This is a genomic window from Lysobacter sp. ISL-50, assembly GCF_018612875.1.
Lineage (GTDB): Bacteria > Pseudomonadota > Gammaproteobacteria > Xanthomonadales > Xanthomonadaceae > Lysobacter.
Genome location: NZ_JAGGRI010000020.1, coordinates 347,699 through 360,372, shown reverse-complemented (window position 1 = coordinate 360,372; position 12,674 = coordinate 347,699). Strand labels below are relative to the sequence as shown.

3 protein-coding genes (1 of these 3 cut by a window edge) are annotated in these 12,674 nt (G+C 67.8%); all 3 read left to right on the top strand.

The annotated features are described in order from the left end of the window. Tightly spaced (each overlapping or abutting the next), the 3 genes in view from J7J50_RS13775 to J7J50_RS13765 form a layout consistent with a single transcriptional unit that may run on beyond the window. Positions 1 to 9,286, top strand: partial view of a non-ribosomal peptide synthase/polyketide synthase gene (locus J7J50_RS13775; protein WP_215058688.1) — the 3' portion only. The gene continues 16,301 nt to the left of window position 1, outside the view; the window shows 9,286 of its 25,587 coding nt (coding positions 16,302–25,587); its start codon lies off the left edge, out of view; its stop codon occupies positions 9,284 to 9,286. After that, positions 9,283 to 10,875: an MBL fold metallo-hydrolase gene (locus J7J50_RS13770; protein WP_215058686.1), complete on the top strand. Its 1,593-nt coding sequence runs from the start codon at positions 9,283 to 9,285 to the stop codon at positions 10,873 to 10,875. The genes J7J50_RS13775 and J7J50_RS13770 overlap by 4 nt, the downstream gene beginning before the upstream one ends. Beyond that, complete coding sequence (locus J7J50_RS13765; RefSeq protein WP_215058684.1) at positions 10,872 to 12,674, top strand: ABC transporter ATP-binding protein; 1,803 nt, start codon at positions 10,872 to 10,874, stop codon at positions 12,672 to 12,674. Before J7J50_RS13770 ends, J7J50_RS13765 begins: the two co-directional genes overlap by 4 nt.

The following is a 12,674-nucleotide window of genomic DNA, read 5'->3' as shown; positions in this document are numbered from 1 at the left end:
GCCGTTGATCAGCGGCGCGAGCATCGTGCTGGCGCACCGCGAACAGGCGATGGACGGCGCCCGCCTCAAGGAACTGCTCGAAAGCCGCGCGGCGACGATCCTGCAGGCCACGCCGGCCACCTGGCGCCTGCTGATCGAAGCGGGCTGGCAGGGCGGCGAAGGCTTCAAGGCGCTGATCGGCGGCGAAGCGCTGCCGCCGGATCTGGCCGCGGAGCTGCTGCAACGTTGCGGGCAGCTGTGGAACATGTACGGCCCGACCGAAACCACGGTGTGGTCGATGGTCGATCGGGTGCGGCCGTCGTCGCCGCCGGCCGGCATCGGCCGTCCGATCGCCAACACCTCGATCTATGTGCTCGATGCGCATGGCGAACCGGTGCCGCAAGGCGTGGCCGGCGAGATCTACATCGGCGGCGACGGCGTCGCCCGCGGCTATCTCAACCGCGCGCCGTTGACCGGCGAGCGTTTCCTCGACGATCCGTTCGCCAGCCGCATCGGTGCGCGGATGTATCGCACCGGCGATCTCGGCCGCTGGTTGGCCGACGGCAGCGTCGAGTTCCTCGGCCGCAACGATCACCAGGTCAAGATCCGCGGTTTCCGCATCGAACTGGGCGAGATCGAGGCCTACCTGATCCGTCAGAGCGGCGTGCGCGAAGCGGTGGTGCTGGCGCGCGAAGACCGCCCGGGCGACAAGCGTCTGGTCGCGTATCTGGTCGGCGACGAGATCGCGCAGACCGCGCGGTTGCGCGCGGCGCTGGCGCAGGAACTGCCCGACTACATGGTGCCGGCGGCCTACGTGACGCTGGAACGTTTGCCGCTGACGCCCAACGGCAAGATCGACCGTCGCGCCTTGCCCGCGCCGGAAGGCGACGCCTATGCGCAGCGCGAGTTCGAAGCGCCGCAGGGGCCGGTGGAAACCACGCTCGCGCAGATCTGGGCCGAGTTGCTGCAGGTCGAACGGGTGGGCCGTCAGGACCACTTCTTCGAACTGGGCGGGCACTCGCTGCTGGCGGTGCAGATGGGCTCGCGCTTGCGCGAACGCCTGGGCATGGACGTGCCGCTGTCGGCGCTGTTCTTCGAACCGGTGTTGAGCGCGTTCGCCCGTCACGTCAGTGAGGCCGCGGTCAATGTCCTGCCCGCGCTGGTGTCAGGCCAGCGGCCGGACCTCATTCCGTTGTCGTTCGCTCAGCAGCGCTTGTGGTTCATCGCCCAGATGGGGCAACAGTCCAGCGGCGCCTATCACATGGCCGGCGGCTTGCGCCTGCGCGGCGCGCTCGACGAAAGCGCGTTGCAGGCGGCGCTGGACCGGATCGTGCAGCGCCACGAGGCCTTGCGCACGCACTTCGAACTGGTCGAAGGCCAGCCGGTGCAGCGCATCGCCCGGCAGGCGAGCTTCGCCCTGGCGCGGCAGGACCTGAGCGCAAGCGCCGATCCGGCCGCCGAGTTGGCGCAGTGCAGCCATCGCGAAGCGCACGAACCCTTCCATCTGGACCGCGGCCCGCTGATTCGCGGACGGCTGTTGCGCCTGAGCGGGCAGGAGCACGTGCTGCTGCTGACCATGCACCACATCGTCTCCGACGGTTGGTCGATGGGTGTGTTGATCAACGAACTGGGCGAGCTGTATCGCGCCTACGCCTCGCACGAAGCGCCGGCCGATATCGATCCGCTGCCGGCCCTGCCGGCGCAGTACGCCGACTACGCGGTATGGCAACGCCGCTGGCTCGACGGTGAGCTGCTGCAAAGCCAGCAGGCCTATTGGTGCGAGCATCTGCGAGGCGCGCCCGGCCTGCTGGAATTGCCGACCGACCGCGCCCGTCCGCCGGTGCAGGAGCATGCCGGCGAAAGCCGCCGCTTCCTCGTCGATGCCGACATCACCCGCGATCTGCGCGCACTGAGCCAGCGCCACGGCACGACCTTGTACATGACCCTGCTGGCCTCGTGGGCGGCGCTGCTGAGCCGCCTGTCCGGGCAGGGCGATGTCGTCGTCGGCACGCCGATGGTCAATCGCAATCACACCGAGCTTGAACCGCTGATCGGCTTGTTCATCAACAACGTCGCCCTGCGTTTCGATTTGTCCGGCGATCCCAGCGTGGCCGAGTTCCTGGCCCAGGTGCGCGCCACCGCGCTGGCCGCACAATCGAACAAGGACCTGCCGTTCGAGCAGGTGGTGGAAGCGCTCAAGCCGGTGCGCAGCCTGGCTTACACGCCGCTGTATCAGGTCGTGTTCGTCATGCACAACATGGCCGACGCCGGCCTGAGCCTGCCGGGCCTGCAGATCGAGGCGATGCCGGTGGAAGAAGCCACCGCGCAGAACGATCTGTGGTGGTCGGTCACGGAAATGGACGAACGCCTGGAATGCGAGGTGGTGTTCGCCAGCGCCTTGTTCGACGCGGCCACGATCGAGCGCTGGATCGGCCATTGGCAGGTGCTGTTGCGCGCGATGGTCGCCGAAGAGGCGACCCAGGTCAGCCGCTTGCCGTTGCTGTCTTCGGACGACAGGCGCCAGCTGCTGCGCGACTGGAACGACACCGCGCAAGCCGCACTGGAACCGGCGGCGCCGGAGCACGCCGCGCGCACGCAAGACTTGATCCACACCTGGTTCGAAGCCCAGGCCGCCCGCGCAGGCGACGCGCCGGCGGTAGTGTCCGAGCACGGCAGCCTGAGTTATGCCGAGCTCAACGCGCAGGCCAATCGCCTGGCCCATCACCTGGTCGCGCTCGGCGTGCGTCCGGATCAGCGCGTGGCGCTGTTGCTCGAACGCGGCCCGCAGTTGGTGGTGGCGATGCTGGCCACGCTGAAGGCCGGCGGCGCCTACGTGCCGCTGGACCCGCAATATCCGTCCGAACGTCTGGCCTTCATGCTCGACGACAGCCGGCCCAAGGTCGTGCTGACGCAGCAAAGCCTGGAAGAACAACTGCCGGCCAGCCGCGCCTTGATGACCGCGAGCGTGGTGCTGGTGGACGATGCCTGCGCATCGTGGCAGCGCCTGTCCGACGCCGATCCCGATCCGTCGGCGCTGGGCATCGGCGCGGCGACCCTGGCTTATGTGATCTACACCTCCGGCTCCACCGGCAAGCCCAAGGGGGTGATGGTCGAGCACGGCGGGCTGGCGCATTACCTGGGCTGGGCGCTGGGCCATTACGCCGACGGCGGACGCCGCGACGCGGTGGTCTCTTCGCCGGTGGCCTTCGACGCCACCGTGACCAGCCTGTATCTGCCGCTGATCAGCGGCGGCAGCGCACACCTGCTGCGCGACGGCGACGAACTGGTCGGATTGGAAAACTGGATACTGAGCGCCGCCGCCGGCCATCTGATCAAGATCACGCCCTCGCATCTGCGCGCGCTCGGCGAGCGCCTGGAAGAACTCGGCGCCGGCTGCGAAAGCCAGTTGTTCGTGATCGGCGGCGAAGCCTTGCCGGCGTCCACGGTGGCCTTGTGGCGCCGGCTCAGCCCGGATTCGCGTCTGGTCAACGAGTACGGCCCGACCGAAACCGTGGTGGGCTGCGTGGTGCACGAGGCCTCGGCCGGCGTGGACGATTCGGGCTATTGCCCGATCGGCCGTCCGATCGCCAACACCCGCATCTACATCCTCGATGCGCACGGCGAACCGGTGCCGGCGGGCGTGAGCGGCGAGATCTATATCGCCGGCGCCGGGGTCACCCGCGGTTACCACAACCGCGCCGAACTGACCGCCGAGCGTTTCCTGCGCGATCCCTTCGCCGATGATGCGCAGGCGCGGATGTACCGTAGCGGCGACATCGGCCGCTGGTTGCCCGGCGGCGTCATCGACTATCAGGGCCGCAACGACGATCAGGTCAAGATCCGCGGCTTCCGCATCGAGCTGGGCGAAATCGAAGCCAAGCTGTCGCAGTGCTTCGGCGTGCGCGAAGCGGTGGTCGCCGCGCGCGAAGACCTGCCCGGCAGCAAGCGGCTGGTCGCCTACTACGTGGCCGCCGACGCGTCGGTGGACAGCAACGCGTTGCGCACGCAGCTGCAGTTGTCCTTGCCCGAATACATGGTCCCGGCGGCGTACGTGGCGTTGGAGCGGTGGCCGCTGACGCCAAACGGCAAGCTCGACCGCCGTGCCTTGCCGGCGCCGGAAGGCGACGCCTTCGGCCAGCGCGTCTTTGAGGAACCGCAAGGGCCGGTGGAAACCGTGCTGGCGCAAATCTGGAGCGAGTTGTTGCGGGTGGAGCGGGTCGGGCGCCAGGACCAGTTCTTCGAACTGGGCGGGCACTCGCTGATGGCCTTGCAGATGACCGCGCGACTGCGTCAGCGCCTGGGCCTGGACGTGGCCCTGCCGGAACTGTTCGCCCATCCGGTGCTGCGGGATTTCGCCCGCGTCGCCGGACAGCGGCAGGGCGAGGCGTTGCCGGCCATCGTCGCCGCCGAGCGCACCCAGGCCTTGCCGCTGTCGTTCGCGCAGCAGCGCTTGTGGTTCATCACCCAGATGGATCAGGCCGCGAGCGCGGCGTACCACATCGCCGGCGGCATGCGTTTGCACGGCCCGCTGGACGTGGAGGCCTTGCAGGCCGCGCTGGACCGGATCGCGCAGCGGCACGAGGCATTGCGCACGCGTTTCGAAGTGGCCGATGGCCAGCCGGTGCAGCGGATCGACGAACACGGCCGCTTCGGCCTGCTGCGCCAGGATCTGCGCGGCGCGGACGATGTCGAGGCGCAGGTGGCGCATTGGAGCCGGATCGAGGTCGAGGCGCCGTTCGATATGGCCACGGGCCCGCTCGCGCGCGGGCGGTTGCTGCAGGCCGGCGAGCAGGACCATGTGCTGCTGCTGACCCTGCATCACATCGTCTCCGACGGTTGGTCGATGGGCGTGCTGGTCGAGGAACTCAGCGCGCTGTATCGCGCCTATGCATTGGACGGCACGCCGACCCACACCGATCCGCTGCCGGCGTTGCCGATCCAGTACGCCGACTACGCGCTGTGGCAGCGGCAATGGCTCAGCGGAGAGGTGCAGCAGAAACAGCAGACCTACTGGCGTGAACGCCTGACCGGCGCACCGGCATTGATCACCTTGCCGACCGATCGGCCGCGACCGCCGGTGCAGGAATACGCCGGCGCCAGCCTGGACCTGGAACTGGACGACGGCTTGAGCGAGGCGCTGCGGGCGTTGTCGCGCAAGCACGGCACCACGCTGTACATGACTGTGCTGGCGGCCTGGAGTGCAGTGGCGTCGCGTCTAGCCGGGCAGGACGAAGTGGTGATCGGCACGCCGGTCGCCAATCGTTCGCGGGTCGAAGTCGAGCCCTTGATCGGTTTCTTCGTCAACACCCTGGCGCTGCGCCTGGATCTGAGCGGCGAGCCGACGGTGAGCGAACTGCTGGCGCGGGTGCGCGAGCAGGTGCTGCAGGCGCAAGCGCATCAGGACGTGCCGTTCGAGCAAGTGGTGGAAGTGCTCAAGCCGGCGCGCTCGATGGCGCACAGCCCCTTGTTCCAGCTGATGTTCACCTGGCAGAACACGCCGCAGTCGTCGCTGCAACTGGGCGCGCTGCAGTTGCGCGACCTGGACGGCGGCGAACGCCGCAGCGCCCAGTTCGATCTGTCGCTGGGGCTGCAGGAGCTCGACGGCCGCATCGTCGGCAATCTGGAGTACGCGACGTCCTTGTTCGACCACGCCACGATGACGCGCCACGCCGAGTACCTGAAGGCCGTATTGCGCGGCATGGCCGCGGACGACAGCCAGCCGGTGGAGCGCATCGCGATCCTGGACGCGGACGAGCGCCGGCAAGTGCTGCAGACCTGGAACGACACCGCGCGTGCGTATCCGCAAGTGCAGGCCATCCATCACCTGTTCGAACAGCAAGTCGCGCGCACGCCGGCTGCGGTGGCGGTGGCGCAGGACGGCCAGTGGCTGAGCTACGCCGAACTCAATGCGCAGTCGAACCGGCTGGCCCATCACCTGCGCACGCTCGGCGTGGGCGCGGATGAGCGCGTCGCCATCGCCATGCCGCGCAGCCTGGAGATGATGGTCGGCCTGCTGGCGGTGTTGAAGGCGGGCGGCGCCTACGTGCCGCTGGACCCGGCGTATCCGTCCGAGCGCTTGGCCTACATGCTCGAAGACAGCGCGCCGAAGGTCCTGCTGAGCCACAGCGAGGTGCGCGCGGGCCTGCCGATCGGCGATGGTTTGACGGTGATCGAGCTCGATCGCGACGCCTCGGCGTGGCAATCCTTGCCGGATACCGATGCCGATACGACGCAGGTCGGCGCGAATCAGCTGGCCTACGTGATCTACACCTCCGGTTCCACCGGCCAGCCCAAGGGGGTGATGAACGAGCACGGCGGCGTGGTCAACCGCCTGCAGTGGATGCAGGAGGCCTACGCGCTGACCGGCGACGACGCGGTGCTGCAGAAGACGCCGTCGAGCTTCGACGTGTCGGTGTGGGAGTTCTTCTGGCCGCTGATGACCGGCGCGCGCCTGGTGATGGCGCGTCCGGAAGGGCACAAGGACCCGCGCTATCTGGCCGAGGTCATCCGCGATCGGCGGATCACCACGATGCATTTCGTGCCGTCGATGCTGCAGGTGTTCCTGGATGTGGCCGACACCGCTTCGTGCGCCAGCCTCACCCGGGTCATGTGCAGCGGCGAAGCCTTGCCCGGCGCGTTGGCGCGGCGTTTCCGCCAAAGCCTGCCGGGCGTGGGTCTGCACAACCTGTACGGCCCCACCGAGGCCGCGGTGGACGTCACCGCCTGGTCCTGCGATCACGACGCGCTGCCGGAAAACATTCCGATCGGCCGTCCGATCGCCAACACCGCGATCTATCTGCTGGACCGTCATGGCGAACCGGTGCCCGCGGGCACGGCCGGCGAACTCTTCATCGGCGGGGTGCAGGTGGCGCGCGGTTACCTCAACCGGCCGCAGTTGACCGGCGAGCGTTTCCTCGCCGATCCGTTCTCCGACCGCCCGGCCGCGCGCATGTACAAGACCGGCGATCTGGCCCGCTGGCAGGACGACGGCACGCTGCTGTATCTCGGCCGCAACGATCATCAGGTCAAGATCCGCGGCCAGCGCATCGAGCTGGGCGAGATCGAAGCGCAACTGGCGAAGCTGCCGGGCGTGCGCGAGGCGGTGGTGCTGGCGCGCGAAGACCGACCCGGCGACAAGCGCCTGGTCGCCTACGTGGTCGGCGAGCAAGCGCCGCAGACCGCGCAGTTGCGCGCGGCGCTGTCGCGCGAGTTGCCCGACTACATGATCCCGGCCGCCTGCGTGGTGCTGCAGTCCCTGCCGTTGACGCCCAACGGCAAGCTCGACCGGCAGGCGCTGCCGGCGCCGGAAGGCGAGGCCTATGCGCAACGCCCGTATGAGGCGTCGCAGGGCGAGATCGAAATCGCGTTGGCGCAGATATGGTCGGAACTGCTGCAGGTGGAACAGGTCGGCCGTCACGACAGCTTCTTCGATCTCGGGGGCCATTCGCTGATGGTGATCCACGTGGTCGATCGCCTGCGCAAGCTCGGTTTCGAGGTGGAAATCCGCACCATCGTGGAAACGCCCGCGCTGCAGGACGTGGCGAGCCGGACCCATCGCGTCGCCCGCGCGCCGCTGTCCAGGCATCTGGTGCCGATCCGTTTCGGCGCCGCGCGGCGGCCGCTGTTCTTCATCCACGAGCCCACCGGCGAAGTGCTGTCGTACGAGCGTCTGTCGCGGCACCTGGACGACGACCTGCCGGTCTACGGCCTGCAGGCCGACCGCAGCGACGCCGCAGGCCACATCACCGCGCAGATGCTCGCCAAGCGCTACGTGGAGGCGATCCGCAGCGTGCAGCCGAGCGGGCCGTATCGTCTCGCCGGTTGGTCCGGCGGCGGCCATCTGGCCTACGAAATGGCCCAACAGCTGCTGGGCGAGGACGAGAGCGTCGAGTTCCTCGGCATGATCGACAGCGGCCGTCCCGGCAATCTGCGGCCGCAGGACATGCCGCAGGACGAAGAGCGTTTCCGCTGGGATTTCCTCTTCAGCCACATCCGTTATCTCGACCCGAGCCTGGACGAGGACGAAGTGGAAGCACTGGAGTCGCGCGGCACCCTGGAAGCGGCGATGGCGCATTGCCGCGGCATCGGCTGGCTGCCGCCGAGCTTCAGCGCGGAAGAACTGTCCTGGCGCGCGGCGTTGATGAAGCAGTTGTCGGTCGCCTGCCTGAGCTATCGCCCGCAGTTGCTGCCGATGCCGACGTATCTGTTCACCGCCGACATCCCCGCCGGCAAGGACCCTTCGCACGGCTGGGCCGAACTGGCGGGCGACTACCTGCGCCTGGAAGTCGTCGGCGGCACCCACAAGTCGATCATGGAAGAACCTCGGGTGGGCCAGCTGGCCGCGCGCATCAACGCGCTGCTGGCGCGGGCCGAAGCCGAACCCACGCCGCCGCCGTCGCATCCGCACAAGGCCGGCATCGTCATCCAGTCGGCCAAGCCGGGCACCTCGCCGGTGTTCTGCATCCCCGGCGCCGGCGCCAACGTCAGTTGCTTCCTGTCGCTGGCCCAGGCCTGCGGCAGCCAGTTGCCGCTGACCGGACTGCAGTCGCGCGGCCACGACGGCAAGTCGGTGCCGCACGCCTCGGTGGAAGCCGCGGCGCGGGCCCTGCTGCCGGAAATCCGTTCGATGGGCGCCGGCGGTCCCTACCATCTGCTGGGCCATTCCTTCGGCGGATGGATCGCCTTCGAGCTGGCCTGCCTGCTCGAACGCGCCGGCGAACCGGTGGCGCCGTTGATCCTGGTCGACTGCGAACCGCCGCAGCGGGTGCGCGCGTCCAATCACCTGGAAGTGCTGACGCAGTTCGTCGATCTGCTGGAGATGGATCAGGCCCGCGATCTGGGCCTGAGCGCGAAGACGCTCGCCGCGCTCGATCCGCGCCAGCAGGACCAGCGCCTGCTCGCGTGCATGGTCGATGCCGGGCTGCTGCCGCCGCGCACCTCGCTGCCGCAGCTGCAGGCCTTGCTGCGCGTGTTCACCGCCAACTTGAACGCCAGCTACCAGCCCGCCGCGGTCTATGCCGGCCCGGTGGTGCTGCTCAACGCGCAGGCATCGGACAAACCGCCGTCGGTGCAGCGGTCCCTGCTGTCGCCGGCGGAGCAGGCCGAAGGCTGGCACCGATACGCGAAGAACCTGGATATCCACGCGCTGCATGGCGACCACATGAGCGTATTGCGATTCCCCCACGTGAACCAGCTCGCGGCCGTCCTGGCCAAGGCCTGGCCGCTGCATGTCGTGTCCGCCGCCGGCAAACACGACGCCACCGCTCAACCTGCCAAAGACCATTCCATCAAAGTCGAGTCAACATGAACACACTTCAGTCCTTGTCCGCCGATGTGCGCAGCGTTCCGCTCGTCAACCAGTGGTTCGCGCACATCTACCTGATGTCGCCGCTGACCCTGGGTCTCTACACCAAGCACGCGCACCTGGCGATGCTGGATTCATTCATCGACGATCCCGAGCAGCACCTGGTCTCGTCCAACACCCCGGAGCTGCTCGGCGGACCGTTCATCAACTACACTGGCGATCCGGCCGACATGACGCGCTTTCGCGACGAAACCATCGACAAGTGCTCGCTGCACCTGCGCTGCGCCGATGCGATCAACAACCTGTACCAGATGCTGTTCAGCCAGGCCAAGGGCAGCGGCGTGCCGGCGCTGTACGCACAGGTCGATGAGTTGATCCGCTACGGCGTGGACATCTCCTACGACGTCAGCAAGCAGCCCGGCGCGCGCTTCATCGAATCGATTTTCTACAACAGCCCGCTCAACGCGCCGCAGCTGCAGACCTGCGTGCTGGAAAAAGCCAGCTACGAGCCGCGCACCTTCGTGCTGAGCACGCCGCAGATCAAGACCGACAAGACCTCGGTGACCTTGAGCCTGCCGTTCGGCGATCCGCTGTGGAACGAACTGTACGGCGGCACCGCCGACGCCGACGGCCTGGCCGAGCGCCTGCGTCCGTACATGCGGGAACCCGAGCGCGAGGTGCCGCTGCTCAAGGGCATGCTGGACGTTCCCCAGCCGGCCGCGCAGGACGCGGAGTGGACGCAGGAAACCCCGCGCATCCGCTACTTCGGCCATGCCTGCGTGATGATCCAGTGCGCCGGCGTCAGCATCCTGATCGATCCGCTGATCAGCTATCCCGGCGAGGCGGAGATTCCGCACTTCACCTTCGACGATCTGCCCGCACGCATCGACTACGTCCTGATCACCCATCCGCATCAGGACCACGTGGTGTTCGAGACCCTGCTGCGTCTGCGCCATCGCGTCGATCACGTGGTGGTGGGCCGCGCCGGCGGCGGCGGCCTGGCCGACGTGTCGCTCAAGCTGATGCTGGAAAGCTGCGGCTTCGAGAACGTCACCGAGCTGAGCGAATACGAGAGCGTGACCTTCAAGGGCGGACGCATCCTCGGCGCGCCGTTCTACGGCGAGCACGCCGATCTGGACATCCGCGCCAAGCTGGTGTTCGGCATCGAGATGAATCAGCGCGCCTGCCTGTTCTTCGCCGACTCCAATCCGCCGTCGCCGGAATTCTACGAACCGCTGAAGGCGATGTTCCCGCGCGTGGACTGCCTGTTCCTGGGCATGGAATGCGTGGGCGCGCCGGCGACCTGGCTGTACGGGCCGTTGCTGCAGAAGATGCTCACCCGCGGCGAAGACCAGTCGCGGCGCCTGGACGGCTGCGACTCGGCCAAGGCCCTGAGCATGCACGAGTACTTCAACCCCGAGCGCCTTTTCATCTACGCGATGGGCGCCGAGCCGTGGCTGACCCACATCACCAGCATCCTGTATTCGGAAGAGACGACCCAGTTCAAGGAAGCGCGCCTGGTCGAATCGACGCTGCGCGCGCAGGGCCGCGAAGCCGAGTTGCTGTTCGGCAAGATGGAGTTGCTGTTGTGAATCGCGCGGCGGCAAATCGCTCCGGCCTTTTCCGCGGTCCGCTCGCGCAGCTGATCCGGGCGGCGCAGCCGTCGCGGGCGCTGCTGGCCGCGGCGGCGGCCAGTTCCTTCGTCGCCGTGGCCAGCACCCTGGCGTTTCCGATGCTGACCAAGCAGGTGGTCGATCAGATCCCGGCCGGCGGCGTGCAGCCGGTCAGCATCGCGCTGCTGGCCGCGGCGCTGACCGGCTCGGCGCTGGCCACGGCCCTGACCGCCTACCTGCTGTCGCGGGTCGGTTACGGCGTGGTCGCGACCTTGCGCGGCCTGCTGGTGCGCAAGGTCGTGGCCCTGCCGGTGGCGGCGTTCGACCGCAACAGCACCGGCGATTGGGTCAGCCGGGTGTTGAACGATTGCCAGTCGATCTCCGAACTGGTGACGCGCGAGGCCATCAATCTGCTCACCAGCGTGCTGCTGTTGGCGGGTTCGGTGACGGTGCTGATCCTGCTGGACGTGCGCCTGACGCTGATGCTGCTGGGCAGCCTGGGATGCGCGTTCTTGCTGGTGATTCCGCTGGGCATGCTGCTGGAAGGCCTGGCCCGCAGCACCCAGGACCGTACCGCCCGACTCGGCGCGATCCTCACCCACGTGTTCTCCGAGATCCGTCTGGTCAAGGCCTTCACCGCCGAAACCCGCGAGAACGGCCGCAGCGACGAAGAGATAGAAGGCATCCGCCGGATCGGCATCCGCCAGGCCAAGGTCAATGTCTGGATCGAGCCGCTGATGACCCTGGCGCTGATGGCCGCGGTGATCGCGATCCTGGTGTACGGGGCGATGCGGGTCAGCAAGGGCGACATCACCATCGGCACGCTGACCGCCTTCGTCCTGTACATCATCAACGTCGCCACGCCGGTGGTGCAGCTGACTCACTTCACCGCCGAGTTCCAGAAAGCCAAGGGCGCCTCCACCCGAATCGCATCCTTGCTGCAGGACGCGGTGGAAGACACGAGCACGCAGGCCGAGATCCTGGAGCATGCGCGCGGCATGCTGGAGTTCCGCGACGTGTCGTTCTCGTATCCGGGCGGGCAGGGCAGCAAGGTATTGCAGGACGTCACCCTGCAATTCCGCCCGGGCACGACCACGGCCCTGGTCGGCGCCAGCGGCAACGGCAAGACCACCATCCTGTCGCTGATCGAGCGTTTCTACGAACCCAGCGACGGCGCAGTGCTGTACGACGGCCGGCCCATCACCGACTTCACCCTGGCCTCATGGCGCAGCCGCATCGGCTACGTCGCCCAGGGCGCGCCGATCATGCCCGGCAGCGTACGCGACAACATCACCTACGGCCTTACCGGCAGCTACAGCGACGAAATGATCCTGGAAGCGGCGGCGCAGGCCGGCGCCCTGGATTTCATCTCGCGCATGCCGGAAGGGCTGGACACGCAGCTGATCGAGCAGGGCAACAACCTGTCGGGCGGGCAACGGCAACGCATCGCCATCGCGCGCATGTTCCTGCGCAATCCCGACATCCTGATCCTGGATGAAGCCACCTCCAGCCTGGACAGCGAGACCGAGCATCAGGTCAAGCAGGCCCTGGCCTTGTTGATGAAGGGCCGCACCAACATCGTCGTCGCCCACAACCTGACCACGGTGATGCAGGCCGACTGGATCTACTTCCTGGAGAGCGGCCGCATCTCGGGCATGGGCAATCACGAGGAACTCAATCGCACCCATCCGTACTACGCCCGGTTGGTGGCGCGTTATTTCCAGCGCGTGCCGGAGAACATCGCCGTGCTGGAGCCTGCGAGCACGGCTATCGGTTAG